This window comes from Oleomonas cavernae (genome assembly GCF_003590945.1).
Lineage (GTDB): Bacteria > Pseudomonadota > Alphaproteobacteria > Zavarziniales > Zavarziniaceae > Zavarzinia > Zavarzinia cavernae.
In genome coordinates this window covers 1,695,721-1,720,357 of the sequence record NZ_QYUK01000011.1, presented here as the reverse complement: position 1 = coordinate 1,720,357, position 24,637 = coordinate 1,695,721, and the positions used below count along the sequence as shown (strand labels likewise).

Sequence of the window (24,637 nt, the reverse complement as noted above, 5' to 3'; positions counted from 1 at the left end):
CATGACCGCCGCCCCCTATGCGAGCGACCCGCGCCGCAGCCGGGGCCGCCGCCATCCCGAACCCGAAAGCCCGACCCGCAGCGTCTTCCAGCGCGACCGGGACCGGATCATCCATTCGGGTGCCTTCCGGCGGCTTCAGTACAAGACCCAGGTCTTCGTCTATCACGAGGGCGATCACTACCGCACCAGGCTGACCCACAGCCTGGAAGTGGCGCAGATCGCCCGCTCGATCTGCCGCGTCCTGGGCCTGGACGAGGATCTGGCCGAGGCGCTGGCGCTCGCCCACGACCTGGGCCACACCTGCTTTGGCCATGCCGGCGAGGATGCCCTGCACGAGCGCATGGCGCCCTTCGGCGGCTTCGACCACAATGCCCAGACCTTGCGGATTCTCACCCGGCTGGAGAAGCGCTACGCCGATTTCGACGGCTTGAACCTGACCTGGGAAACCCTGGAAGGGGTGGTCAAGCACAACGGCCCGCTGGTCGACGCCCAGGGCAAGCGCCGGCGCGGCGCGGGGCCGCTGCCGGTTGCCATCCTCGACTACATGGGCGAGCAGGACCTGGAACTGGCCACCCATGCCGGGCCCGAGGCCCAGGTGGCGGCCCTGGCCGACGATATCGCCTATAACAATCACGACATCGATGACGGGTTGCGCGCCGGCCTGTTCCAGCTTGCCGACCTGCGCGACCTGCCCCTGGTGGGCGACGTGGTCGCGGCGGTGGAGCGGCAGTATCCCGAGCTGGAACGCCAGCGCATGGCCCATGAGGTGGTGCGGCGCCTGATCAACCGCATGGTCGAGGATGTCCTGGGCGAAACGGCGCGGCGGCTGGCGGCCCTGAAACCGGGCCTGGTCGAAGACATTCGCCACCACGGCGCACCCGTCGTCGCATTTTCGCCCGAGATGCAGGCGCAGGATCGGGCATTGAAGGAGTTCCTGAAGGCCCGTATGTATCGCCACGACCGGGTGAACCGCATGACCTCCAAGGCCAGGCGGACCGTCCGTGAACTGTTCGACCTCTTCCTGGCCGAACCCGATTGCCTGCCGGCCGACTGGGCCCGGCGGGCCGAAGGGTCCGGCACGCCCAGAACCGCCCGGCTTGTGGCCGATTTCATTGCCGGCATGACCGACCGCTTCGCGATCGAGGAACACGCCCGCCTTTTCGATGTCAGCGTCCATACATGATGAACTTCTTCGATAGTCTTGGCCTTGACCTCAAGGCCCGCCTCCTGTCCCTGTCTGCCGCCGGCACCATCCCTGCGTTGCCGCAGGACCTGTCGGCCGTCCGATTGGAGCCGACCAAGGATGCCGCCCACGGCGATGTCGCGACCAATGCGGCGCTCGCCCTGTCCAAGCTCCTGGGCGTGAAACCCCAGGTCCTGGGCCAGCACATCGCCGAGGCCATGCGCGATCATCCGGCGGTGACGGAAGCGAGCGTGGCCGGCCCCGGCTTCGTCAACCTGCGCCTGTCGGATGATTTCTGGCGCGCGCGCCTGGGCGAGATCCTGGCCGCCGGCCCGGCTTACGGCGCCTCGGCGCTGGGTGCCGGCATCAGGACCAATGTCGAATATGTCTCGGCCAATCCCACCGGGCCGCTGCATGTCGGCCATTGCCGCGGCGCCGTCTTCGGCGACGCGCTGGCCGCCTTGCTCGAGAAGGTCGGCTACGACGTCACCCGCGAATATTACATCAACGATGCCGGCGGCCAGGTCGACACCCTGGCCCGTTCCGCGCACCTGCGCTACCGCGAGGCCCTGGGCGAGGCGATCGGCGAGATCCCCGAGGGGCTCTATCCCGGCGACTATCTGATTCCGGTGGGGCAGGGGCTGAAGACCAAGTTTGGCGACCGCTACCTGAACCAGCCGGAGGAAATCTGGCTGGTGCCGGTGAAGGAATTCGCCATCGCCGCGATGATGGTGATGATCCGCGAGGATCTGGCTGCCCTCAACATCAAGCAGGACGTCTTCTTCTCGGAGGCCAGCCTGCACAAGTCCGGCCGCATCGACCAGGCGCTGGCGACCCTGACCGAGCGGGGCCTGATCTATGAAGGCGTGCTGGAAGCCCCCAAGGGCAAGCAGCCCGAGGATTGGGAGCCGCGGCCCCAGACCCTGTTCAAGGCCAGCGAATTCGGCGACGACACCGACCGGCCGCTGAAGAAATCGTCCGGCGCCTGGACCTATTTCGCCGCCGATATCGCCTATCACTTCGACAAGTTCACGCGCGGCTTCACCAACCAGATCGACGTCTGGGGCGCCGACCACGGCGGTTACATCAAGCGCATGCGCGCGGCGGTGACCGCGATTTCGGGCGGTGCCGCCGAGCTCGACGTGAAGATCTGCCAGCTCGTCAAGCTCACCCGCGGCGGCGAGCCGGTGAAGATGTCCAAGCGCTCGGGCAGCTTCATCACCCTGCGCGAGGTCGTCGACGAGGTCGGCCGCGACGTGGTGCGTTTCATGATGCTGATGCGCAAGAACGATGCGCCGATCGACTTCGACTTCGAGAAGGTGACGGAACAGTCCAAGGACAACCCGATCTTCTACGTCCAGTACGCCCATGCCCGGGCGCGCTCGGTGCTGCGCAACGCCAAGGCGGAACTGCCGGATCTCGACACCGATCGCGCGGTACTGGCGGCAGCGCCGCTCGACCGCATCGTGACGATCGACGAACTGGCCCTGGTGAAGCAGATGGCGGCCTTTCCGCGCCTGCTGGAATCGGCCGCGGAGGCGCACGAGCCGCACCGCGTGGCCTTTGCCCTGTATGATCTGGCCGCGAGCTTCCACGGGCTGTGGAACAAGGGCAAGGAAGACCCGTCCTTGCGCTTCATCCACGTCAATGACCCCGGCCTGACGCGCGCCCGGCTCAGCCTGCTGCAAGCCGTGTGCGATGTCATCGCGTCGGGTCTTGGTATCCTTGGGGTGACGCCGGCCGAGGAGATGCGCTGATGTCGAATCAGGACCCGAATCAAGATCCCTACACCCCTGACCCTTATGGCCAAGGGCCCTATCGGCCCGGCCCGGCGGGCGAGCGGATGGTGCCGCCGCCGACCGACGGCGGGGGCGGTGGCATGCGCATCGGGCGCCTGGTCGTCATCGGCCTGGCCGGCGGCGCCGTGCTTTATCTGCTCCTGTCGCTGATTGCCGGCGGCGATGACCGTTCCCAGGTGGCGGATGCCACCAGCGTGCCACTGATCCGGGCCAATCCCGAACCGTCCAAGGTGCCGCCTGAATCGCCGGGCGGCATGGAAGTGCCCGACCAGGACAAGCTGATCTTCGACCGCATCGGCGGCAGCAATGCCGATTCCAGCCTGCCCGAACAGCTTCTGCCCCCGCCGGACGAGCCGATGGCCAGGCCCACCCCGCCGCCACCGCCGCCGCTGACCGAGGTGCCGCCGCCCTCGCCGCCGACGGCGGAGGAGGGTGGGGCGCCCACGCCGCTGACCCCGCCCGCCATGGCGACGCCCGCACCGGCGACGCCCACGCCGGCACCCGCCAAGCCGCCCGCGACTGCCGCGGCACCAACGCCTGCACCGGCCCCGGCCACCCCGCCCAAGCCGCCGGCCACCGCCGCCGTGCCGGCCCCGGCGGCGCCTGCTACACCGGCGCCGTCGGCGAGCGGTGCGGCAGTGATCCAGCTCGCGGCCCTGAAGGACGAGGCGACCGCCAAACAGGCCTGGGCGCGCATCGCCAAGGCCAATTCCGATCTGCTGGCGGGCCTCAAGCCGATCATCGTGCCGGTCCAGGTGAACGGCGCCACGCTTTACCGCCTGCGCGCCGGCCCCTTCGCCACCAAGGACGCTGCCGCCCAGGTCTGCGCCAAGCTCAAGCAGCGCAACCAGGACTGCAATGTCGTTCACTGATCGCTGCTCCGCTGCCCCCTCTCCGCCGCAGGCGGGGGAGAGGGAAGGGGCCCGCCGCGCAGCGGTGGGAAGCAAGGGTGAGGTGGTGTGCGGGCAGGATCGCGCCCTACGCCATCAACCCACCTCTCCCAACCCTCTCCCCCTGAAGGGCGGAGAGGGCTACCTAGGGAAGCCGTCATGACTGATCCCCGCGCCATCGTCGTCGGAGTCAGCGGACCCGTGCTGACCGCGGCCGAACGGGCGCTGTTTGCGGCCGCCCCGCCGCTGGGCTTCATCCTGTTCGCGCGCAATATCGAAACGCCGGACCAGGTCAGGACATTGGTCGCCGATTGCCGGAGCGCCGTCGGCCGGCCCGATGCCACGGTCTGGATCGACCAGGAGGGCGGCCGGGTGGCGCGCCTGCGGCCGCCGCACTGGCCGCGCTACTTCCCGGCCCGCCGCATCGGCGCCCTGGCCCCGCGCGAGGCCGCGCGTGCCGCCTATCTCCAGGCCCGGCTGATCGCGGCCGACCTGCACGACCTGGGCATCGATGTCGACTGCCACCCGTGTATCGACATCTCGATTCCCGGTGCCCATGACGTGATCGGCGACCGCGCCTTCAGCGCCGACCCGCAGGTGGTCGCGGCACTGGGCCGGGTCGCCTGCGACGGCCTGCTCGACGGCGGTGTCCTGCCGGTGATCAAGCACCTGCCGGGCCACGGCCGGGCCATGGCCGACAGCCATGTTTCGCTGCCGGTGGTGGACGAGCCGCTGGATGGCCTGACGGCCACGGATTTCGTGCCCTTCAAGGCGCTGGCCGACATGCCCATCGCCATGACCGCCCACGTCGTCTATGGCGCGATCGATCCGGCGGCACCCCTGACCCAATCGGCCGCGGGCATTGCCGGGGTGGTGCGCGGGCTGCTCGGCTTCGACCATGTGCTGGTCTCGGATGACATCAACATGCAGGCGCTGTCCGGCGACCTGGCCGATCGGGCGGCGTGGGCCTTGAGCGCCGGCTGCGACATCGCCCTCCATTGCAGTGGCAGGCTGGACGAGATGGCCACCCTGCTGCCCGCGGTGCCGGTGCTGGCCGGGCCGGCGCTGGCCCGCTGGCAAGCGGCCAGCGCGCGCCGACAGCCGCCCAAGCCATTCGATCGCACCGCCGGCCGTGCCGAGCTGGAAGCCCTGCTGGCGGAGGCCGTGGCATGATGGATTTTCCTGGTTTCGTGCATGAGGTCTCGGTCTGGGCCCTGCCGATCATCTTCGCCATCACCCTGCACGAGGCCGCCCACGGCTGGATGGCCGACAAGCTGGGTGATCCCACGGCGCGCATGCTGGGGCGCATTTCGGCCAATCCGGTCCGCCATATCGACCCGTTGGGCACGATCATCCTGCCCGGCCTGTTGCTGCTGACGGCGGGCTTTGCCTTCGGCTATGCCAAGCCGGTGCCGGTCAATTTCCGCAAGCTGCGCAACCCGCGCCGCGACATGGTCCTGGTCGCCGCGGCGGGGCCGGGCGCCAACCTGCTGATGGCGCTGGTCGCGGCGCTGTTGCTGCACCTGGTGCCGCTGCTGCCGGACCAGGCCGGGCAATGGCTGGGCGAGAACTGCGTCAACGCGATCCTGGTCAATGCCGTGCTGGGGGTCTTCAACATGATCCCGCTGCCGCCCCTGGACGGCGGCCGTGTCGCCGTGGGCGTCCTGCCGCGCGCCCTGGCCTATCCCCTGTCGCGGGTCGAGCCCTACGGCATGCTGATCGTCTTCGGGGCGGTCTTCCTGCTGCCGCTGATCGCGCAGCAATTGGGCTTCGCCTTCAACCCGGTGTTCGACCTGATCGCGCCGATCATCAACGGCGTCGTGCGGCTTTTGCTCTCGCTCACCGGGCTTGCCTGAGTAATATCGCGCCATGAGCGACAAGCCGACCCTGCCCTTTGAAGACCAGGCCGCCGCCATCATCGGCGAAGACGGCGAGGTTCTGAAGGTCGACGTCGAGGGCTTCGAGGGGCCGCTCGACGTGCTGCTGGCCCTGGCCAAGACCCAGAAGGTCGACCTGCGCAAGATCTCGATCCTGAAACTGGTCGATCAGTACCTGGTCTTCATCGGCGAGGCGCGGCGCCTGCGCCTGGAACTGGCCGCCGACTACCTGGTCATGGCCGCCTGGCTCGCCTATCTCAAGTCGCGCCTGCTGGTGCCCGAGGCGCCCTCGGGCGAGGAACCGTCGGGCGAGGAGCTGGCCGCGCGCATGGCCCTGCAGCTCGAGCGGCTGGAGGCGATCCGCGCCGCGGCGGCCAAGCTCATGTCGCGCCACCAACTGGGCCGCGACGTCTTCTCCCGCGGCGATCCCGAAGGCGTCACCGTGGTGCGCAAGTCGAACTGGGACCTGAGCCTCTACGACCTCATCCGGTCCTATGCCGACTGGGCCGCCCGCAAGACCGGCGGCCACATGACCGTGAAGCTGCCGCCGGTGTTCACCATGGAGGCGGCGATCCATCGCCTCTCGCGCATGCTGGGGATCGAGCTCGACTGGGCGCGGCTGGAAAGCTTCATGCCCGACGAATTCGCCGATCCGCTGGGCCGCCGCTCGGCCCTGGCCGGGACCTTTGCGGCCAGCCTCGAGCTGGTTCGCCAGGGCAAGATCCAGCTCCGCCAGAGCGAGCCCTTCGCCCCCATTTTCATCAGGAAGGCGCGTGACGAATGAGCGAGACCCCCGCTCAAGACCCTGAGATGTTCGAGGAAGACGAGCCCAAGGGCCCGCCGCCCCCCGACGAGGCCGATCTGCTGCACTACACCCGCATGATCGAAGCCCTGCTTTTCGCCGCGGCCGAACCGCTGGACGAGGCCACCCTGGCCCTGCGCCTGCCGCCCGGTGTCGCCGTGCGGCCGCTGATCGACGGCTTGATTGACTTCTATCGCGGCCGGGGCGTGAACCTGATCGAGGTCGGCGGCCGCTGGACCTTCCGCACCGCGCCGGACCTGGCCTTCCTGCTGCGCCGGGACACGGAAGAAACCCGCCGCCTGTCGCGCGCGGCGATCGAGACCCTGGCAATCGTCGCCTATCACCAGCCGGTGACCCGGTCGGAGGTCGAGGCGATCCGCGGCGTCGCGGTCAGCCGCGGCACCCTGGACGTGCTGCTGGAAACCGGCTGGGTGAAGCCCGCCGGCCGGCGCAAGACCCCGGGCAAGCCGCTGACCTTCAAGACCACCGACGTCTTCCTCGATCACTTCAGCCTGGCCCAGATCGGCGACCTGCCGGGGATCGAGGACCTGAAGGCGGCCGGCCTGGTCGATCCGCGCCAGGCCCTGCCGGTGATCGGCCGTGACGAGGACCTGGAACCGCTGGAAGAGGGCGACCAGGGTTACGAACCGCTGGATGCGGGCGAGGGGCCATAGGGGATCGGCAGCGTGCGTCCTTCGAGACGCCACGCTTCGCATGGCTCCTCAGGATGAGGAAAGTCTTTTTGCCACAAAGATTCTCCTCATCCTGAGGAGGCCCGCAGGGCCGTCTCGAAGGACGCACCCCGCCTATGCCGGCCCCTTCAGGAACGCGCCCAGTTCCCGCACCATCAGCGCCTTGTATTCCTCGACCAGGCGCTTGCCCTCCTTGCGCTCCACGGCGATGGCCATGCGCACCGCGGCGCCGGTCAGGTGCAGCACCAGGAAGCAGGCCGTCTTGAAGCGCGGCCGGTCTGGCACGCCAACGAAACGCTTCAGGGTATCGAACACGGCCTGGCCGTTCTCGCGGCTGTCGGCGATGTCGAGGTCCTGGATCAGCTTGTCGCCCTGGGTGCCGCCCCAGATGTCGCGCAGCACCGGCTCCGACAGGAACAGGGCGTAATAGTCGTCGAACAGTGACCCGATCCGCTCGAGTGCCTCGGCGGGCGAGGCGATGTCGGCCAGGCCGGCGACCAGGCCTGCACGGATCCGGGCCATGTAGACCTCGGCCAGGGTGCGGATGATCGCCGTCTTGTCGGGGAAGAATTGATAGACCGAGCCGATGGGCACCTCGGCCCGCTCGGCAATCTCGGACATTTTCACCTGCTCGCTGCCCTTTTGGGCAATCAGGGCCGCGGCCTCGTCGAGGATGCGCTGCATCCGCGCCTGGGCACGGGCCTGCTGCGGCCGTCGCCTGATCCCCTGTCCGCTGTCCGCCATGCCCGCACCTGAAAAGAATCTGCTTGCAATAAATATGAGGAGTCATCAGATTTAGCAAATCTGAGGATTGCTCAGTTTATGAGGATGGCATGATCGAGATGGCACCGGTTTGCGTGGTGGGTGGCGGTCCGGCGGGGTTGAGCCTGGCGCGCACTTTCAAGGCCCAGGGCATTCCCTTCGTGGTCTACGAGCGTCACGGCGATGTCGGCGGCCTGTGGGACCCGGCCAACGAAGGCTCGCCGATCTACCAGTCGGCGCACTTCATCTCGTCGCGGACCCAGTCGCACTACCACGACTTCCCCATGCCGGACGATTACCCGGACTATCCCTCGAACCGGCAGATCCTGGCCTATATGCGGTCCTTCGCCCGCCGCTTCGACCTCTACCCGCACATCCGCTTCAACACGCAGGTGAGCGAGGCCAGGCTGGCCGACGGGCACTGGCAGGTCACGCTCTCGACCGGCGAGACGGTCGAGCACAGCGCGGTGGTCTGCGCCAACGGCACCAACTGGCACCCCAGCACGGCGCAGTATCCCGGCCATTTCACCGGCGAGCTGCGCCATTCGGTGACCTACAAGTCGATCGACGAGTTCAGGGGCAAGCGCGTGCTGGTCATCGGGGCCGGCAATTCCGGCTGCGACATCGCCTGCGATGCCGCCAAGATGGCTGACGCGGCCTTCATCAGCCTGCGCCGCGGCTATCACTTCGTCCCGAAACACATCTTCGGCATCCCCGCCGATGCCTTTGCCGCCGCGGGCCCGCAACTGCCCATGTGGCTGGAGCAGCGGGTGTTCGGGGGCATGCTGCGCCTGCTCAACGGCGACCTGACCCGCCTGGGCCTGCAGAAGCCCGATCACCGCATTTTCGAGACCCACCCGATCCTGAACACCCAGTTGCTGCACTACCTCGCCCACGGCGACATCGCGGCCAAGCCGGATGTCGCGCGCTTCGAGGGCAAGACCGTGCACTTCAAGGACGGCACGGCGCAGGAGATCGACCTGATCATCGCCGCCACCGGCTATCAGTGGAAAATTCCCTATCTGGACCCGGCCTTGTTCCAGTGGAAGGACGGGCGGCCCAAGCTCTACATGAACCTGTTCAGCCGCGAGGTGCCCTCGCTCTATGCCCTGGGCTTCATGGAGACCAATGGCGGCGCCTACAAGCTGTTCGACCAGATGGCCGACCTGATCGCCCGCACGATCGCGGCGCGGGCCCGGGGCGGGGCAGGGGCCGACGCGATCAATGCCCTGATCGCGACCGATGCGCCCGATCTCAGCGGCGGCATCCACTTCGCCGGTTCCAGCCGCCACGCCGCCTATGTCGAGATCGCCGCCTACCGCAAGCATATGCGCAAGATCCGCCGGCGCCTGGGCTGGCCCGACCTGGAACCGGGCCGCTACGCCGAAAGCCAAGCCGCGTGATGCCGGCGGGCAAGGTCCTGATCACCGGCGGCGGCGGTGCCATTGCCGGCGAGATGGCGCAGCGGCTGGAGGCGCGCGGGCACACCCTGGTCCTCGCCGACATCGACCGCAGCCGGATGGAGGCGAACGCCAAGGCCCTGAAGACGGTACCGATCATGATCGACGCCGACCTGTCCACCATCGAGGGCATTGCGGCGCTGGCGGCGGCGATCGAGCGCGACCATGCCGATCTGGATATCCTGGTCAACAATGCCGGTTACATCGAACCGGGCGATGCCCACGACCTGGCGCCGGCCGTCCTCGACCGCCACCTGGCGATCAACCTGGCGGCACCGATGCAGCTTGCCCGCGCCGCGGCACGGGTCATGTTACCGCGCCGGCGTGGCCACATTCTCTCGATCGTGTCGATGGGCGGCATCGTGGCGATGCGCGGCAGTGCCGCCTATGCGGCGGCAAAATTCGGCCTGCGCGGCTTCCAGACCTCGATCCGGGCCGAACTCAAGCCTCACGGCATCGGCGTCTCGGGCGTCTTCCCCAGCGGGGTCGACACGCCGATGCTGCGCTATGAGGCGACCCACGGTGGTTCGCCGCTCAATTTCGTCGGCCGGGTCCTGACCGCGGCCGAGGTGGCGCAGGCGGCGATGCGGGCCCTGGACAGCGGCCGGCTGGAAACCTACGTCCCTTACGGCGACAGCCTGACCTCGCGCCTGGTCGGGGCCTTCCCCTGGTTGATCGAGCGCCTGCTGCCGGTGTTCGAGGCCAAGGGTGAGGCGGGGCGGCGGCGTTTCCTCGCACAGCGCGGCCTCGACAGGTAAGATAACACCCGTTTTGGATACATCGACTCGGGTGGTGACATGAACAAGGCCGGCGCCATCCTCCTGATTCTGGGCTTGAGCCTGGCCGCCTGCGCCAAGCCCCCGGGGGCCAGCACCCAGGCGGTGCCGGAACCTGCCGCCTGCGCCGGGGCCCAGCCCGCGGCGCCGGCCGACGGCACCGCCGCGGCCATGGTGCGCATCGCGCGCGGCGAATGGGCCAAATGGGGCGAGCGGGTGGTGGAGCTTCAGCCCGGGCGCGCCGTGGTCATCCTGCCCAACAGCCACCCGGCGATGTGGGAGCAGGAGCGTGACGCCTTCCCCTCGCTGGCCGACTACTGGTGCGCCACCCCACCCCACCGCAACCACTGGGAACTGACCGCCCAGGCGGCCGGCTACACCAACGTCCAGAACCCCGACGGCAGCGTGGAGAAGACCGCCTTCCGCCGCACGCCGATCGGCTCGAGCCCCTTCGACGAGCCCTGGTCGGCCGCCTTCACCTCCTGGGTGATCTGGATGGCCGGCGTGCCCGAGGGCCGCTTCCTCTACAGCGATACCCATTGGGATTACATCAACGACCTCATGACGGCGCCGCCCGGCAGCCGCGCCTTCCGCGCCCGGCCGATCGCGTCCGGGCCGCCCCTGGCCGGCGACCTGGTCTGCGCCACCCGCAGCGGCGCCCCCCCGGCCGACTGGCGCGAACTGACCCTGGGCACCCGGCCCATGCACTGCGACATCGTCGTGGGCTTTAGCGCCTGCGATTTCAGCCCGTCGGGCCGCTGCATCGAGGCGATCGGCGGCAACGTCATGCAATCGGTCTCCCTGACCCGGGCGCCGGTCGATGCCGCCGGCAACCTGGTGGCCGGCGGCGCCACCGGCCGGGATTGGATCGTGGTGCTGGAGAATGCGGCGCGGTTCCCGGCGCTGGTGTCTCAGCGATGACGCAGCAGGGCCAGTTGCGCCCGCAGCCGGTCGTTTTCGTCCATCAGGTCCAGGATCAGGGCCAGGGCGCCGGGGCTGATTTCAAGGTCCCGTTGCAGGCGCAGCGCCTTGGTCGCGCGCCGCAGGCTGTCGCCGCCGAAGCGCCAGTCGTCGGCCTGCGCCCCCACGGGTTCCAGCACGCCTTCCTCGACCAGGATGACGATTTCCTCCCGCCGCACCGCGCAGAAGGTCGAGACCTCGTCGAGGCTCAGCTCGACCTGCTCGTCGATGATCGTGCCGCTCAGGATGTAACCGGGTTGCTCTGCCATGATCACACTCCCAGCCTGGTCCGGGGATTGAACGCCAGCGTCGCAGCCATCTCGCTGTACAGCCTCTGGGCTTCCTCGCTGGCGGCCGGCGGCAGGGCGATCTGCAGCACGGCATAGAGATCGCCCGGCGGGGTGCCGGGCAGGCCGCGGCCCTTCAGGCGCAGCTTGGTGCCGGCCTGCGAGCCGGCGGCGATGGTCAGGGTGACCGGTCCGGCCGGCGTGGGCGCCTTGACCTTGGCGCCCAGCGCCGCCTCCCACGGCGTCACCGGCAGGTCGAAATAGACATCCCTGTCCTCGACCCGGTAGAGCGGGTGGGCCTTGAACTCGACCTCGAGGTAAAGGTCGCCCGCCGGCCCGCCGCCAAGGCCCGGACCACCCTGGCCGTTCAGGCGGATATGCTGGCCCGGCCGCACGCCCTTGGGGATCTGGACGTTCAGGCTGCGCTCGCGCAGATGCGCCCGGCCATCCTCGCCCAGTTCCGCCGCCCGCAGCGAGATCGTCCGCGCGGCACCCTGGTAGGCGTCCTCGAGCTCGATCTGCACCTTGGCGTGATGGTCCTCGCCCCGGGCCTGGAACGTGCCGCGCCCGGCGGATTGGCGATGGCCGCGGCCGAACAGGGTCTCGAAGAATTCGCTGAAGTCGGGCGCGTCGAATGGCGATCCCGCACCCGCATGCTCGAAGCCCGTATCCCAGCCGGGTGGCGGCTGGAATTCCTGCCCGGCGTCGAAGCCCTGCCCGAGCGAGTCATAGGCCGCCCGTTTCTCGGGATCCTTCAGCGCCTCATAGGCCTCGCCGATTTCCTTGAAACGGGCCTCGGCACCAGGCTCCTTGTTCAGGTCGGGGTGATACTGCCGCGCCAGCTTGCGGTAAGCCCGCTTGATCTCGTCGAGCGGCGCCTCCCGCGCGACCCCCAGGGCCTTGTAGTAATCCTTGAATTCCATCGCGCGTTTTCCGGGGCCGAGCGAGCCGCTTGGAGCAGATTAGCGCCGCCGGGGGTCGAAGTCGCTTGATTCAGGCCGCGGACCTGTTCCTGGCCAACTTTGTCTCGCCGGCACCGCCCCGCATTGCGCGAGATCAAGTCGGCGGTCATCCTGCCATACGACCGGAGGCTTTATCGCCATGGAAGGTGCAATGACAGACGACCAGCGAATTTTGGCAGGGGAAGGGGACATTGAGGTCTGGCGGGAGCCGACCGGCGCCATCTGCCTGAAATCGTTGAATCCCTTCGACGACCCAACCGATTTGGGCGAGGAAGCGATCGTCGAACTGGCTGAAATACTGCTGCGGCTGGCTACCCGACCGGGAGAGGGCGATGTTGGTCTTGGGGCTCAGACCAAGGCGAAGGCTACTATTGGCGCAACAGGCCAATCCCTTTGGACCTATGAGGCGGCCGACGGCCGGGTCGATGTCTGGTTGGATAGTGCCATCTGCCTGAAAATCAGGAAGCCCCTGGGCGTCCACATCGAGCTTTCCAACGCAGAGGCGTTGGCGGTCGCCGGCATGTTGATGCGGGCCGCCGAAGTGTCTCGCGGGTGATCGGCAATGTCCGCAGGATGGCAATTCCCTCTTGGCGAAGCGCAGGTGGCGATCAAGAATGGCAAGATTAGACGCCTCTCGTTGGGTGACACGGGCAAACGAGTTGCGTGGTTCGACAGGCTCACCATGAGGACAAGTCTTTTTGCCACAAAGATTCCCCTCATCCTGAGCTTGTCGAAGGACGCAATGCGTCTCCGCAAGGCACAACTTTTGAAACAGTCTCCCAGATGTCTTTAAACGTCCTCACACACAGCGAACAGGAAGTCGTCCGTCGCACGATGGAAGGCGCTTTCAAATATTTCGATTTTGACTTCGACACACGCCTCGGCGTTTCTGAAGACGAAATGCGAGGGCTGCTGAGTCAATGGCCAAATGTCGACGACAGAGACGATGACGGTTGTGCGTGTGTTGCAATCAACAACACATTGAACGATCTGCTCCACGGCGTGGGCATTAGCGATGCTGAGGCGATGCAATTGACCGGGGTGAACAGGGCAGAGATGTACCGCATCTACAAGAAGTGGGCATCTGCAAGGGGATGGTCGTCGACAGGTATTCGCTGAGGGCGGTGCACACACATTTTACCCTGCCGCATCGGTCGAGCGCAGCCGGCGCACCGGATAGCCGGCGGTGGTGATGCTGGCGATGATTTCGTCCAGGTGGGCGGCGTCGCGGGTTTCCACCACCAGGTCGAGGTCGGCGTTCTTCACCGGCACGTCGAGGAACAGGCGCTGGTGCGAGACTTCCAGGATATTGCCACCGCCTTCGCCGATCAGGCTGGCGATCTTGGCGAGCGTGCCGGGGCTGTCGGAGATCATCACGCGCAGGCCGGCGATGCGGCCCTCGCGCACCAGGTTGCGGCGGATCACCTCGCCCAGCAGGCGCGGGTCGATATTGCCGCCGGTCAGCACCAGGCCGACGCGCTTGCCCGAAAAACGCTGCGGATTGGCGAGCAGGGCGGCCAGGCCGGCGGCGCCCGCACCTTCGACCACGGTCTTCTCGATCGCCAGGAGGAGGCCGATCGCCCGCTCCAGGTCGGCATCGGAGACCAGCATGATCTCGGCCACCAGTTCGCGGCAGATCGCCAGGGTGATCTGCCCGGCATCCTTGACCGCGATGCCCTCGGCAATGGTGGCGCCGCCGCATTGGGCCGGCTCGCCCCGCATCGCATGATACATCGACGGGTACAGCGCGGTTTCGACGCCGATGATCTCGATGCCCGGGTTGTGCGCCTTGGCGGCGATGGCGACGCCGGCGATCAGGCCGCCGCCGCCGATCGGCACCACCAGGCAGTCGAGATCGGGAAATTCGGCCAGCATTTCGAGGGCCACGGTACCCTGGCCGGCGATGATGCGAGTGTCGTCGAAGGGATGGATCAGCATCAGGCCTTCGGCAGCACCAATGCGCTTGGCCGCGGCGAAGGATTCCGACAGGATCTCGCCCTCCAGCACCACGCGGGCGCCGTGCTCGCGGGTCTGGCGCACTTTCACGAAGGGCGTGTTCCTGGGCATCACGATGGTGGCGGGTATTCCCAGCCGCGCGGCGTGATAGGCGACGCCCTGGGCATGGTTGCCGGCTGACACGGCGATGACGCCGGCCCGACGCTCGGCCTCGCTCAGGCTTTGCAGTTTGTAGCAGGCGCCGCGGTCCTTGAAGGAAGCGGTGAACTGCTGGTTCTCGAATTTCAGGTGTACCCGGGCGCCGGTGACCTGGCTCAGCGTCCGGGAGAAGGCGGTGGGCGTCTCGACGATCTGGCCGCGCAGGTTGGCGGCGGCCTGGCGAACGTCGTCGATGGTGACGGGCAGGGGGGCGGGGATCGGGGCAAGGCTTGTCATGCCCCGACTTGAGCATGACTTGGGGCCAGATGAAGTAGCTAACGCCGAATGGGATGGCGGCTCCCGCGCTCAGGGCCGACCGGGCGCCCACTCGGGATAGGCGTGCATAACACACAGCGCCATGCCATTGAGCGCGCGGTTCGTGCATCCCAACCACTGGCATTGATCCGCGCTCCGGCCTCCGTGAAGGCGCTCCATGAACTTCAATCTATGTGGGCGGTCGTCGAATTCCTCCCATTGGGATGGGTCTGTCACCTTTATGGCCTGCGGCCCTCTCATCATGTGGTCGACTTGCCAGTGGCAACCGCAGTCAGGACATGAGTACAGGCGGGCATCAGGCTTTTCGCTCATAAGGAAAAGCTTGCGAGGACGCACGAACTCTTCCTGTTCGTTATCGCCGCAATTAACGATGTCTTCCAACTCTGCGCAGTTACACATGGTGATCAGCCCGAGTAGCCGTTTGTTTGCTTTGCTGGAAGCTTATGTCCTGGGTAGGGACCGGCCCATTAAGCGATGCCATAGTCGCTCAATCGGGTCGCGCCGGCATCGGTGATGATGCCGTTGTCGGCATCAGGCAGGGGTAGGGGGCGGGGCAAGGCTTGTCATGTCCCGACTTGAACATGAGTTGGGGGCCAGATGAAGCCTTCTGGTTATGGTCCGCCCTACCTGAATCAGGCAAGGTCGCGCCCGCCCGCTTCAACTTCCCCGACGCGTTGCGCCTGCAAAGGCCCACGTGCATGATTCGCCCCGGCCCATGCGCCGGAGGGATGTTCGATGCAGCTTATTCATCCAGGCCCCGAGGAAGCGCTCCTGGGCCTGCGTGCGATGCGTATGGTGGCACAGGCGGATGGCGAGATCGGGCCTGCGGCAGGCGCCATGATCGCGGCCGCCCAGGATTTCCTGCTCGATCTCCACGTCCCGCTCGACGAACTCGAGCCGATAGCGCCGGCCGAACTGGCGGCGGGCCTGTCGGCCCCCGTGGCACAGCAACTGGTCCAGGGCATGATCGTGGTGAGCCTGGCCGACGGGCCGGCTTCGCCTGCCGCCTGGGGCCGGATCACCGAATTCGCCAAGGCGTTGCAGGTCGACCTGCCGGCGCTGCGCACCATGCAGAAGATGATGGAACATCACATGCTGCTGTTCCGCCTCGACTTCCTGCGCCATTCCCATATCGGCGGGCTGCTGAAGGACCAGTACCTGCACCATGGCGGCATCCGCGGCGTGGCCGAAGCGGTCCTGGGCCTGCGTGGCCTGCACGAGGATCCGGCGCTCGCGGCGCGCTTCACCGCTTTCGCCGACCTGGATGCGGAGTCGCTGGGCGGCCGTTTCTTCCGCCACTACCGCGACAACAGCTTTGGTTTTCCCGGCGAGAAATTCGGCTTTCCCCTGGCGGGCGTCTATCACGATTTCTCCCATGTGCTGGGCGGCTACGGCGTCACGCCGGCGGAGGAGACGCTGGTCGCCGCCCTCATGGCCGGCTTCCGCCGGCAGAACCCGTTCTACGTCATTCTCTTCGCGCAACTGACCTTCGGCGCGGGGCTCAACGTGACCCCGGTGAAACAGCCCACCGTGAAGAGCATCATGGCCGAGCCGGGCCTCGCCCCGCGTTTCTTTCGCGCTATCGAACGCGGTGGCGCGATGACTACCGACCTGTCGGACAATTGGGATTTCTGGCCCCTGGTCGCCCTGCCCATCGACGAGGTGCGCGCACGCATCGGCCTCGCCCCGGAATAGGCGCCGCACCTGGCAGAGACGTTGTGCGTCCTTCGAGACGGCCCTTCGGGCCTCCTCAGGATGAGGAAAATTGTTGTGGCATAAAGATTCTCCTCATCCTGAGGAGCCACTCGAAGAGTGGCGTCTCGAAGGACGCACAACGCGCCTGACAGCCTCAGACCGCAACCCCGGTCAGCCCGGATGAGACCTGCCACAGGCGCAGGGCGAGTGCTGGATCGGGTGCGATCTTCTTGTCGGCCTTGGCGGGCGCGCCGCGCATGCCGCCCATCCTGGTCGGGCCATAGAGATCGCCGCCACGGGCTTGCGCGTCGGTTGCCGCCATCAGGCTGGGCTGGGCGCCCATGGCCGGGCTCTGCGCCATCAGCAGGTTGCCCAGGATCAGCATGATCACCTCACCGAAATTGGGTTTCATCGAGCGGCCGCCGAACGGGCTGTTGGTCGCGGCATAGCCGGGGTGGGCCAGCACGCTGGTGGCCTTGAAGCCGGCGGCGTCGAAGCGGCGCTGCAATTCCTCGGCGAACAGCAGGTTGGCGAGCTTTGAATCGGCATAGGCCTGCCATTTGGAATAGGGCCGCTTTTGCCATCCGAGGTCATCGAAATCGATCTTGGCCCGGCGGTACATGGCGCTGGTGACCGTCACCACCCGCGCCGTTGCCAGCAGGGGCCACAGCTTGAGGGTCAAGGCAAAATGGCCCAGGTGGTTGGTGCCGAAGTGATATTCGAATCCCTGCTTGGTCTTGGTGAAATCGACGCCGAACAGGCCGGCATTGTTGACCACGATATCCAGGTGATCGGTCCGGCGGGCGATCTCGGCGGCGCCCGCCTCGATCGAGGCGAGGTCGTCGAGGGCGATGGTCACGACCTCGACCTTGCCGCCCATCCTGGCGGCGGCCTCCGAGCCCAGGATCAGGTCGCGGCAGACGATGATCACCCGGGCCCCCCGGCCGGCCAGCGCCTTGGCGGTCTCGAAGCCCAGGCCCCGGTTGGCGCCGGTGACGAGGGCGACCTTGCCGTTGAGGTCGGGCATGTCGGCGGGTGTCCATGGCATTTCTAAGTCCTCCCACGGCACCATGGCGCGGGCGGCGGCACGGCGGATCGTCCGTTTGTGGGGGACGACATCTTCCCGACACGGGGCAAGGCCATCATGCTGGGTCAGGCGATTCGAGCGGCACCCCGGAGGGCGGCATGAAATACAGGCGATTTTCGACGGTCGATCAGGTCGTCGACGTGCTCGACCCCAGCTACCCAGTGCTGTGCGTCCATCCTGATCGCCTGGAACGCAGTGCCGAGACCTTCCTCAAAGGCTTTCCCGGCCGGGTGCTCTATGCGGTGAAATGCAATCCCCATCCGCTGGTTTTGACCTCCCTGTGGAAGGCCGGCATCCGCCACTACGACACGGCGTCGCTGGTCGAGATCGCCCAGGTCCAGGAACTGCTGCCCGACGCCCAATGCTATTTCAACCACCCGGTCAAGGGCCGCGGCGATCGAGGCGGCCGACAAGATCTATGGCCTGGAGGCCTGGGTGGTCGATTCCGTCGACGAGTTGGACAAAATCGAGGAGGAGGTGGGCAAGCACCCCGACGTGATCCAGGTGCGCCTGCAGACGGCGTCCGGCTATGCCGCCTTCGACCTGTCGCTGAAATTCGGCGCGACCAAGGACGAGGCGGTGCGCCTGCTCCAGGATGTCGCCCGCCGCGGCTATATCCCGGCGATCAGCTTCCACGTCGGCAGCCAGTGCCGGACGCCGGAAGCCTATTCCAAGGCGATCGCCGATGCCGGCGAGGTGATGCGCCTGGCCGGCGTGCCGCTGCGCTACCTCAATGTCGGCGGCGGTTTCCCGGCGCACTATCGCGGCACCCAGATCGCGCCGCTCGACGTGTTCTTCAAGACCATCAAGGACGCGGTCGCCAAGCTGGATCTGCCGCCGGGGTGTGACGTGCTGTGCGAGCCGGGCCGCGCCCTGGTGGTGGAGGGTTGCACCCTGCTGGTGCAGGTGCACCTGCGCAAGGGCTCCAGCCTCTACATTAACGACGGTATCTACGGCTCCCTGTCGGAACTCAACATCAGCAAGCTGACCCCGCCGGTGCGCCTGATCCGCAAGGGCGGCGCGCCGATGTCGCGCGAATTCGCCCCGTTCCGCATCTTCGGGCCGACCTGCGACAGCCTGGACGTGATGCCCGAGCCCTTCGTCCTGCCCGACGACGTCACCGACGGCGACTGGATCGAAATCGCCCAGGTCGGCGCCTATTCCAACGCGCTCGCCAGCAATTTCAACGGCTTCTACACCGACACGGTGGTCGAGATCGGCGACGCGGTGGACCCCGAAGGCCCCAACCGCCTGGTAACCAGCCGGGATACTTAAACGCCTCCCGCCGTCATTCCGGCGAAGGCCGGAATCCATAGAGACGTCGCGCGCTGCCCCAGAATGGATTCCGGCCTTCGCCGGAATGACGGGTGGGGTAAGTCTTCAGCGCCCCAGCAACCGTGCGACCATCGGGGCGAAGTAGGTGAGGACGGCGTCCGCGCCGGCGCGCTTGAAGGCGAGGAGGGATTCGACCATGGCCTTGTCGCCGTCGATCCAGCCGTTGAGCGCGGCGGCCCTGATCATCGCGTATTCGCCCGAGACCTGGTAGGCGAAGGTCGGCGCGCCGAATTCCTGTTTCACCGCGGCGATGATGTCGAGGTAGGGCAGGCCCGGTTTCACCATCACCATGTCGGCGCCCTCGGCCAGGTCGAGGGCCACTTCGCGCAGGGCCTCGTCGCGGTTGCCGGGGTTCATCTGGTAGGTGCGCTTGTCGCCCTGGCCCAGGTTCGCGGCCGAACCCACCGCGTCGCGGAAGGGGCCATAGAAGGCGGAGGCATATTTGGCGGCATAGGCGCAGATCATCACGTCCTGCCGCCCGGCATTGTCCAGGGCGTGGCGGATCGCCCCCACGCGGCCGTCCATCATGTCGGAGGGCGCGACGACATCGGCCCCCGCCTCGGCCAGGACCAGGGCCTGCGAGACCAGCAGCGCCACGGACTCGTCGTTGAGGATGCAGCCGTTCTCGAGCACGCCGTCATGGCCGTGGCTGGTGTAGGGGTCGAGCGCCACGTCGCAGACCAGGCCGACCTTGGCGCCTGAATCCTTGATCGCCCGCACGGCCCGGCACACCAGGTTCTCGGGGTCGAGGGCGTAGCTGCCTTGCGGGTCTTTCAGGCCCGGGTCGGTCTGCGGGAACAGGGCCAGGGCGGGAATCCCCAGGCTCGCCGCTTCCTCGGCCGCCTCGACTGCGCCGGCCACGTCGCGGCGGATCACGCCGGGCATGGACGAGACTTCCGCCCCCGCATCGGGGCCGTCGGTGACGAAGATCGGCCAGATCAGGTCGTCGACCGACAGCCGGCTTTCGCCCACCAGGCGGCGCGACCAGTCATGGGCGCGGGGCCGCCGCAGGCGGGTGGTGGGGAAGCAGGGACCGGAGGACGGGGTAAAGGCCATGACATCTCGCTCGCGTCGTCTGCTTGTGCAGTAATCCCTTGGGCCACCGGGTGCAAGGGTCGCACCGCCGCACAATGGTTCTGCGGGGGGCGCAGTTGACAAGGGGGGAGGCGGCCATACAGTCGGCCCCGATTGAGGGAGCATCCATGAATTTCGAGCTGACCGAAGACCAGCGCGCTTTTCGCGATACCGCGCGCGCCTTCGCGCAAGAACGCATGGCGCCCTTTGCCGCGGATTGGGACGAGCGCAAGGAACTGCCGGTCGACACGCTCCGGGCCGCTGCGGCGCTTGGTTTCGGCGGCATCTATGTCCAGGACGATGTCGGCGGCTCGGGCCTGCAGCGCATCGATTCGGCGCTGATCTTCGAGGAACTGGCGGCGGCCTGCCCCTCCACCGCGGCCTTCATCTCGATCCACAACATGGCCTCCTGGATGATCGACCGCTTCGGCGCCGACGATCTGCGCCAGCGCTTCCTGCCGAAACTCACCACCATGGACTGGCTGGCGTCCTACTGCCTGACCGAGCCGGGGGCAGGATCGGATGCCGCCGCACTCAAGACCCGCGCGGTGTTGGACGGCGACACTTACGTGCTGAATGGCACCAAGGCGTTCATTTCGGGCGGCGGCGTGTCGGACGTCTATGTCTGCATGGTGCGCACCGGCGGGCCGGGGGCCTCGGGCATCACCTGCATCGTGGTCGAGAAGGGCACGCCGGGCCTCTCCTTCGGGGCACAGGAACGCAAGCTGGGCTGGAACTCCCAGCCCACCGCCCAGGTGATCTTCGAGGATTGCCGGGTGCCGGTGGCCAACCGTGTCGGCAACGAGGGCGACGGTTTCAAGATCGCCATGATGGGCCTGGATGGCGGCCGCCTGAACATCGCCGCCTGCTCCCTGGGCGGCGCCCGGCGCTCGCTGGAACTCGCCATCGACTACGCCCGCGACCGCCAGCAGTTCGGCAAGCCCCTGGCCACGCTCCAGGCGATCCAGTTCAAGCTGGCCGACATGGCGACGGAACTCGATGCGGCACGGCTGATGGTCCACCGCGGCGCCTGCCTGCTCGATGCCAAGGATGCCAACGCCACCCAGGCCTGCGCCATGGCCAAGCGCTTTGCCACCGACGCCAGCTTCAACGTCGTCAACGACGCGCTGCAGATCCACGGCGGTTACGGCTACCTGAAGGATTTCCCCATCGAGCGCTTCCTGCGTGACCTGCGGGTGCACCAGATCCTCGAAGGCACCAACGAGATCATGCGCGTGATCGTGGCGCGCAAACTCATCGAGGGGCGGTAAGGTCCATGGAAGCGGAAGTTTTGTTCGAGCAGCGTGGTGCCATCGGCCTGATCACCCTGAACCGGCCCAAGGCGCTGAACGCCCTGACCTTGGGCATGTGCCTGGCCATGCGCGATGCGCTGAAGGCCTGGGCGGTCGATCCGGCGGTCACCGCCGTGGTGGTGCGCGGGGCGGGGGAAAAGGCCTTCTGCGCCGGCGGCGACATCCGCTTCCTGCATGATTCCGGCAAGGCCGGCGATGGCGGCGCCCTGCAGTTCTGGGCCGACGAATACCGCCTGAATACGCTGATCAAACGCTATCCCAAGCCCTACATCGCGCTGGTCGACGGCATCGTCATGGGCGGCGGCGTCGGCGTCTCGGCCCACGGCAGTCATTGGGTGGCGACCGAGAAGACCCTGTTCGCCATGCCCGAGACCGGCATCGGCCTGTTCCCGGACGTGGGCGGCACCTATTTCCTGCCGCGCCTGCCCGGCAAGGTCGGCATCTATCTGGGGCTGACCGGCGCGCGCCTGAAGGCGGCCGATTGCGTCCACGCCGGCATCGCCAGCCACTTCGTGCCCTCGGCCGCCCTGGACGGCCTGGTCGAGCGGCTGGCGGCGGGCGAGGCGGTCGATGCCGCCCTGGCCGCGGTCGCCACCGACGCCGGCCCGGCGCCGATCGATGCCAACCGCGCCGCGATCGATCGCCTGTTCGCCGGCGACAGTGTCGAGGCCATCCTCGCCGCTCTCGATGCGGATGGCTCGGATTTTGGCAAGGCGCAAGCTGCGACCCTGCGCACCAAGTCGCCCACCAGCATGAAGTTCACCCTGCGCCAGTTGCAGGAAGGCGCCCGCCTCGATTTCGAGGATTGCATGCGCCTGGAATACCGCCTGACCCAGGCGATCGTCACCGGCCACGACTTCTATGAAGGCGTGCGCGCCGTGATCATCGACAAGGACCAGGCGCCCAGGTGGCAGCCCGCCGCGCTGGAAGAGGTTACCCCGGCCATCGTCAATGCCGCCTTTGCGACGCCGCCCCAGGGCGACCTCGACCTGGCCGCCTAAGTTTACGAAAGAGGAAACATCCCATGGCACGCATCGCCTTCATCGGTCTCGGCAACATGGGCGGTCCCATGGCGCGCAACCTGGTCAAGGCCGGCCACGCCCTGACCGTGTTCGACCTGTCCAAATCCGCCGTCGACGGCCTGATCGCCGCCGGCGCCACCTCGGCCGCCAGCCCGGGTGCCGCGGCCGCGGGGGCCGAGGTGGTGGTCACCATGCTGCCGGCCGGCGCCCATGTGAAATCGGTCTACACGGGCGAGGGCGGGGTGATCGCCTCGGTCGCCAAGGGCACCCTGCTGATCGATTGCTCGACCATCGACGTCGCCACCGCGCGCGAGGTGATCGCGGCGGCCGAGACGGCCGGCCATGCCATGGTCGATGCCCCGGTGTCGGGCGGCGTCGGCGGGCCGAGGCCGGCACCCTGACCTTCATGGTCGGCGGCCAGGACGCGGCTTTCGAGAAAGCCAAGCCGGTGCTGGAGGCCATGGGCAAGGCGATCATCCACGCGGGCGGCCCGGGCAACGGCCAGGCCGCCAAGATCTGCAACAACATGATCTTGGGCATTTCCATGATCGCGACCTGCGAGGCTTTTGCGCTCGCCGAGAAGCTGGGCCTCGATCACCAGAAACTGTTCGACATCTCGTCCAAGGCCTCGGGCCAGAGCTGGTCGCTGACCTCCTATTGCCCGGTCCCCGGCCCGGTGCCGACCAGCCCGGCCAACCGCGACTACAAGCCCGGTTTCGCCGTCTCGATGATGCTGAAGGACCTGAAGCTGGCCCAGGAAGCGGCAGCCAAGGCCGGCGCCTCGGTACCCCTGGGCGCCCATGCCGAGAGCCTCTACTCGCTCTATGAAGCGGCCGGCCACGGCGGCACCGACTTCTCCGGCATCATCAACCTGCTGCGCGGGAAGCTGTAAGCCAAGTCACGTAACCACTATCGTCATCCCGGCGAAGGCCGGGATCCACAGCGGTGGCAATACGGGTCTGCCCCAGTGTTCCACGACAGTGGATCCCGGCCTTCGCCGGGATGACGAATGAGTGGGGTTACTCCACGGTGAACGTCAGCCCGGCATTGGCGGCCAGCCGGTCGATGAGCTTCCCGCCCATCGCGGCACCCGGCACCCAGACGCCGCCGGGCGTGTCGGCGCAGTCCTTGACCAGGCAGATCGCCGCCTCGCTGATGATCTTGCAGGTCGAGCCGTAGCCGGGATCCCTGTCGCCCTTCACGCTGACGCGGACCTGTTGACCGTCCGGGCCAAAGCCGATGAACAGCACGTCGTAGAAGCCGGTTTCGCGCTCCTCCTTGCTGGGGCCTTCACCCGGCTTGGGCGGGTTCGCGCCCAGGCCTAAGCCGGCGCCGGCGATGGCCTTCGCGGTCGCCTCGCCCTGTGGGCCGGGGCCGGCGATCATCATCTCGTCATAGACGAAATCCAGGCCCCAGGCGTGGCCCTGCAAGGCGTTGGAACGGTGGATATTGCGCGAATTGATGGTCGCCATGATGAAGGGGGCGACCCAGCTTTCGACGTCCTGATCGAACTCGGGCGCCATGCCGTGGGGCTGCGCCGGCCCTTCGAAGCCCGGCACCAGCGAGAAGGGATTCATGAGCTGGGCCATCACATCCGGGTCCTTGGCCGCCAAGGCCATGGTCGCAGCGCCGCTGGCCGCCGTGCCGCCCGAGAATGTGCCTTTCAGGCCGCGAACCCGGCCCTTGGCGCGGGCGACCGGCGCGCCGAGCTTCGCCCGGGCGGTTTCCTGGAGGAAGAACACGCCCAGTTCGAAGGGGATCGAGTCGAAGCCGCAGGACAGGGTGATGCGGGCGCCCGTGCGCTTGGCCGTGGCGTCGTGGGCAAGGATCACCTTGCGCATCCACGGGGTCTCGCCGCACAGGTCGAGATAGTCGGTGCCGCCCTCCGCGCAGGCGGCGACCAGCGCGTCGCCGTAAAGCTGATAGGGGCCGACCGTGGTCAGCACCGCCCTGGTGCGGGCGACCATGGCGGCCAGCGAGGCGGGGTTGTCCGCGTCGGCGATCACCAGCGGGGTGTTCGCCGGGGCGCCGATCTCGTCGCGCACCTGGGCCAATTTCGCCGCGCTGCGCCCGGCCATGGCCCAGTTGACGTCACCGCCCACGCCATGGCGCTGGGCGAGATATTCGGCGACCAGGCGACCGGTGTAGCCGGTCGCGCCGTAGACGATGATGTCGAATTCCGCCGTCTTCTTCATGGGCGTTTCCTCCTCGATGGAGCGGGAGCCATAGCA

Annotated in this window: 24 protein-coding genes and 2 pseudogenes; 19 read left to right on the top strand and 7 right to left on the bottom strand. The window is 67.5% G+C overall.

Annotated features, from left to right (window positions below; genetic code table 11):
* Nucleotide 1 precedes the first annotated feature (1 nt).
* The 7 genes from D3874_RS12010 to scpB all read left to right on the top strand — a co-directional run bounded on the left by D3874_RS12010 (nt 2) and on the right by scpB (nt 7,225).
* On the top strand, nt 2–1,183 hold the full coding sequence (locus D3874_RS12010) for a deoxyguanosinetriphosphate triphosphohydrolase (RefSeq protein ID WP_119778296.1): 1,182 nt from the start codon (nt 2–4) through the stop codon (nt 1,181–1,183).
* A complete protein-coding gene (argS, locus tag D3874_RS12005) occupies nt 1,183–2,940 on the top strand; it encodes an arginine--tRNA ligase (protein ID WP_119778295.1) in 1,758 nt (585 codons plus the stop codon). Before D3874_RS12010 ends, argS begins: the two co-directional genes overlap by 1 nt.
* Nucleotides 2,940–3,854, top strand: a complete 915-nt coding sequence (locus D3874_RS31165) for an SPOR domain-containing protein (protein WP_119778294.1) — start codon at nt 2,940–2,942, stop codon at nt 3,852–3,854. Before argS ends, D3874_RS31165 begins: the two co-directional genes overlap by 1 nt.
* Before the next feature lie 177 nt (nt 3,855–4,031).
* Nucleotides 4,032–5,045, top strand: a complete 1,014-nt coding sequence (gene nagZ / locus D3874_RS11995; protein ID WP_119778293.1) for a beta-N-acetylhexosaminidase — start codon at nt 4,032–4,034, stop codon at nt 5,043–5,045.
* A complete protein-coding gene (locus D3874_RS11990; RefSeq protein ID WP_119778292.1) occupies nt 5,042–5,728 on the top strand; it encodes a site-2 protease family protein in 687 nt (228 codons plus the stop codon). Before nagZ ends, D3874_RS11990 begins: the two co-directional genes overlap by 4 nt.
* Nucleotides 5,729–5,741: 13 nt before the next feature.
* On the top strand, nt 5,742–6,533 hold the full coding sequence (locus D3874_RS11985; protein ID WP_119778291.1) for a segregation and condensation protein A: 792 nt from the start codon (nt 5,742–5,744) through the stop codon (nt 6,531–6,533).
* A complete protein-coding gene (gene scpB / locus D3874_RS11980) occupies nt 6,530–7,225 on the top strand; it encodes an SMC-Scp complex subunit ScpB (RefSeq protein WP_408899965.1) in 696 nt (231 codons plus the stop codon). The genes D3874_RS11985 and scpB overlap by 4 nt, the downstream gene beginning before the upstream one ends.
* Nucleotides 7,226–7,357: 132 nt before the next feature.
* Here scpB and D3874_RS11975 read toward each other — a convergent pair whose 3' ends face one another.
* Complete coding sequence (locus tag D3874_RS11975) at nt 7,358–7,987, bottom strand: TetR/AcrR family transcriptional regulator (protein ID WP_119778289.1); 630 nt, start codon at nt 7,985–7,987, stop codon at nt 7,358–7,360.
* Between the two features lie 89 nt (nt 7,988–8,076).
* Between D3874_RS11975 and D3874_RS11970 the strand changes: the two genes are divergently transcribed.
* The 3 genes from D3874_RS11970 to D3874_RS11960 are packed head-to-tail and all read left to right on the top strand — an operon-like array spanning nt 8,077 to nt 11,162.
* Nucleotides 8,077–9,408: a flavin-containing monooxygenase gene (locus tag D3874_RS11970; protein ID WP_119778288.1), complete on the top strand. Its 1,332-nt coding sequence runs from the start codon at nt 8,077–8,079 to the stop codon at nt 9,406–9,408.
* Nucleotides 9,408–10,223, top strand: a complete 816-nt coding sequence (locus D3874_RS11965; RefSeq protein WP_199699031.1) for an SDR family NAD(P)-dependent oxidoreductase — start codon at nt 9,408–9,410, stop codon at nt 10,221–10,223. The genes D3874_RS11970 and D3874_RS11965 overlap by 1 nt, the downstream gene beginning before the upstream one ends.
* Before the next feature lie 39 nt (nt 10,224–10,262).
* Nucleotides 10,263–11,162: a DUF2272 domain-containing protein gene (locus D3874_RS11960; protein WP_119778286.1), complete on the top strand. Its 900-nt coding sequence runs from the start codon at nt 10,263–10,265 to the stop codon at nt 11,160–11,162.
* On the opposite strand, the gene D3874_RS11955 is transcribed toward D3874_RS11960, so the two are convergent.
* Complete coding sequence (locus D3874_RS11955; protein ID WP_119778285.1) at nt 11,153–11,470, bottom strand: chaperone modulator CbpM; 318 nt, start codon at nt 11,468–11,470, stop codon at nt 11,153–11,155. The two genes, D3874_RS11960 and D3874_RS11955, sit on opposite strands and share 10 nt — an antisense overlap.
* Before the next feature lie 2 nt (nt 11,471–11,472).
* Nucleotides 11,473–12,411: a DnaJ C-terminal domain-containing protein gene (locus D3874_RS11950; protein WP_119778284.1), complete on the bottom strand. Its 939-nt coding sequence runs from the start codon at nt 12,409–12,411 to the stop codon at nt 11,473–11,475.
* 190 nt (nt 12,412–12,601) lie between these two features.
* Between D3874_RS11950 and D3874_RS11945 the strand changes: the two genes are divergently transcribed.
* Nucleotides 12,602–13,006, top strand: a complete 405-nt coding sequence (locus tag D3874_RS11945; RefSeq protein ID WP_119778283.1) for a hypothetical protein — start codon at nt 12,602–12,604, stop codon at nt 13,004–13,006.
* Nucleotides 13,007–13,113: 107 nt separating this feature from the next.
* On the top strand, nt 13,114–13,569 hold the full coding sequence (locus D3874_RS27975; RefSeq protein WP_147385630.1) for a hypothetical protein: 456 nt from the start codon (nt 13,114–13,116) through the stop codon (nt 13,567–13,569).
* Nucleotides 13,570–13,587: 18 nt separating this feature from the next.
* Here the strand turns inward: D3874_RS27975 and D3874_RS11935 are convergent, their stop codons facing one another.
* Complete coding sequence (locus tag D3874_RS11935) at nt 13,588–14,841, bottom strand: threonine ammonia-lyase (protein WP_119778281.1); 1,254 nt, start codon at nt 14,839–14,841, stop codon at nt 13,588–13,590.
* A 774-nt stretch (nt 14,842–15,615) separates the two neighbouring features.
* On the opposite strand from D3874_RS11935, the gene D3874_RS11930 reads away from it, so the two are divergent.
* Nucleotides 15,616–16,575 (top strand): hypothetical protein, encoded by a 960-nt coding sequence (locus D3874_RS11930; RefSeq protein ID WP_119778280.1) that lies wholly within the window; start codon nt 15,616–15,618, stop codon nt 16,573–16,575.
* A gap of 154 nt (nt 16,576–16,729) precedes the next feature.
* Here the strand turns inward: D3874_RS11930 and D3874_RS11925 are convergent, their stop codons facing one another.
* Entirely contained in the window at nt 16,730–17,623 is an 894-nt protein-coding gene (locus D3874_RS11925) for an oxidoreductase (protein WP_119778279.1), read from the bottom strand.
* Between D3874_RS11925 and D3874_RS31970 the strand changes: the two are divergent.
* Both D3874_RS31970 and D3874_RS31155 read left to right on the top strand, forming a co-directional pair.
* Nucleotides 17,617–17,988, top strand: a pseudogene (locus D3874_RS31970) (hypothetical protein); the annotation flags it as partial. The gene D3874_RS11925 and the pseudogene D3874_RS31970 overlap by 7 nt on opposite strands.
* A gap of 40 nt (nt 17,989–18,028) precedes the next feature.
* On the top strand, nt 18,029–18,937 hold the full coding sequence (locus D3874_RS31155) for a type III PLP-dependent enzyme domain-containing protein (RefSeq protein WP_338016752.1): 909 nt from the start codon (nt 18,029–18,031) through the stop codon (nt 18,935–18,937).
* Nucleotides 18,938–19,042: 105 nt separating this feature from the next.
* Here the strand turns inward: D3874_RS31155 and hemB are convergent, their stop codons facing one another.
* Nucleotides 19,043–20,053, bottom strand: a complete 1,011-nt coding sequence (hemB, locus tag D3874_RS11910; RefSeq protein WP_119778276.1) for a porphobilinogen synthase — start codon at nt 20,051–20,053, stop codon at nt 19,043–19,045.
* A 146-nt stretch (nt 20,054–20,199) separates the two neighbouring features.
* Between hemB and D3874_RS11905 the strand changes: the two genes are divergently transcribed.
* From D3874_RS11905 to D3874_RS32415, 4 genes and pseudogenes are all read left to right on the top strand, one after another.
* A complete protein-coding gene (locus tag D3874_RS11905; protein WP_119778275.1) occupies nt 20,200–21,342 on the top strand; it encodes an isobutyryl-CoA dehydrogenase in 1,143 nt (380 codons plus the stop codon).
* A 5-nt stretch (nt 21,343–21,347) separates the two neighbouring features.
* Entirely contained in the window at nt 21,348–22,385 is a 1,038-nt protein-coding gene (locus D3874_RS11900) for an enoyl-CoA hydratase/isomerase family protein (protein WP_119778274.1), read from the top strand.
* A gap of 23 nt (nt 22,386–22,408) precedes the next feature.
* Nucleotides 22,409–22,833 (top strand): annotated as a pseudogene (locus tag D3874_RS32420) (NAD(P)-binding domain-containing protein); the annotation flags it as partial.
* Nucleotides 22,813–23,298, top strand: coding sequence for an NAD-binding protein (locus D3874_RS32415; RefSeq protein ID WP_456306445.1), 486 nt, complete (start codon nt 22,813–22,815; stop codon nt 23,296–23,298). The pseudogene D3874_RS32420 and the gene D3874_RS32415, both read left to right, overlap by 21 nt.
* Before the next feature lie 127 nt (nt 23,299–23,425).
* On the opposite strand, the gene D3874_RS11890 is transcribed toward D3874_RS32415, so the two are convergent.
* Nucleotides 23,426–24,601 (bottom strand): saccharopine dehydrogenase family protein, encoded by a 1,176-nt coding sequence (locus tag D3874_RS11890; protein WP_119782264.1) that lies wholly within the window; start codon nt 24,599–24,601, stop codon nt 23,426–23,428.
* Between the last annotated feature and the right edge of the window lie 36 nt (nt 24,602–24,637).

Bases quoted from the DNA above. Each gene is read 5' to 3' on its own strand.
- D3874_RS12010 (WP_119778296.1), top strand. From the start codon at position 2: ATGACCGCCGCCCCCTATGCGAGCGACCCGCGCCGCAGCCGGGGCCGC.
- argS (WP_119778295.1), top strand. From the start codon at position 1,183: ATGAACTTCTTCGATAGTCTTGGCCTTGACCTCAAGGCCCGCCTCCTG.
- D3874_RS31165 (WP_119778294.1), top strand. From the start codon at position 2,940: ATGTCGAATCAGGACCCGAATCAAGATCCCTACACCCCTGACCCTTAT.
- nagZ (WP_119778293.1), top strand. From the start codon at position 4,032: ATGACTGATCCCCGCGCCATCGTCGTCGGAGTCAGCGGACCCGTGCTG.
- D3874_RS11990 (WP_119778292.1), top strand. From the start codon at position 5,042: ATGATGGATTTTCCTGGTTTCGTGCATGAGGTCTCGGTCTGGGCCCTG.
- D3874_RS11985 (WP_119778291.1), top strand. From the start codon at position 5,742: ATGAGCGACAAGCCGACCCTGCCCTTTGAAGACCAGGCCGCCGCCATC.
- scpB (WP_408899965.1), top strand. From the start codon at position 6,530: ATGAGCGAGACCCCCGCTCAAGACCCTGAGATGTTCGAGGAAGACGAG.
- D3874_RS11975 (WP_119778289.1), bottom strand. From the start codon at position 7,987: ATGGCGGACAGCGGACAGGGGATCAGGCGACGGCCGCAGCAGGCCCGT.
- D3874_RS11970 (WP_119778288.1), top strand. From the start codon at position 8,077: ATGATCGAGATGGCACCGGTTTGCGTGGTGGGTGGCGGTCCGGCGGGG.
- D3874_RS11965 (WP_199699031.1), top strand. From the start codon at position 9,408: ATGCCGGCGGGCAAGGTCCTGATCACCGGCGGCGGCGGTGCCATTGCC.
- D3874_RS11960 (WP_119778286.1), top strand. From the start codon at position 10,263: ATGAACAAGGCCGGCGCCATCCTCCTGATTCTGGGCTTGAGCCTGGCC.
- D3874_RS11955 (WP_119778285.1), bottom strand. From the start codon at position 11,470: ATGGCAGAGCAACCCGGTTACATCCTGAGCGGCACGATCATCGACGAG.
- D3874_RS11950 (WP_119778284.1), bottom strand. From the start codon at position 12,411: ATGGAATTCAAGGATTACTACAAGGCCCTGGGGGTCGCGCGGGAGGCG.
- D3874_RS11945 (WP_119778283.1), top strand. From the start codon at position 12,602: ATGACAGACGACCAGCGAATTTTGGCAGGGGAAGGGGACATTGAGGTC.
- D3874_RS11935 (WP_119778281.1), bottom strand. From the start codon at position 14,841: ATGACAAGCCTTGCCCCGATCCCCGCCCCCCTGCCCGTCACCATCGAC.
- D3874_RS11930 (WP_119778280.1), top strand. From the start codon at position 15,616: ATGCAGCTTATTCATCCAGGCCCCGAGGAAGCGCTCCTGGGCCTGCGT.
- D3874_RS11925 (WP_119778279.1), bottom strand. From the start codon at position 17,623: ATGCCATGGACACCCGCCGACATGCCCGACCTCAACGGCAAGGTCGCC.
- hemB (WP_119778276.1), bottom strand. From the start codon at position 20,053: ATGGCCTTTACCCCGTCCTCCGGTCCCTGCTTCCCCACCACCCGCCTG.
- D3874_RS11905 (WP_119778275.1), top strand. From the start codon at position 20,200: ATGAATTTCGAGCTGACCGAAGACCAGCGCGCTTTTCGCGATACCGCG.
- D3874_RS11900 (WP_119778274.1), top strand. From the start codon at position 21,348: ATGGAAGCGGAAGTTTTGTTCGAGCAGCGTGGTGCCATCGGCCTGATC.
- D3874_RS32415 (WP_456306445.1), top strand. From the start codon at position 22,813: ATGGTCGGCGGCCAGGACGCGGCTTTCGAGAAAGCCAAGCCGGTGCTG.
- D3874_RS11890 (WP_119782264.1), bottom strand. From the start codon at position 24,601: ATGAAGAAGACGGCGGAATTCGACATCATCGTCTACGGCGCGACCGGC.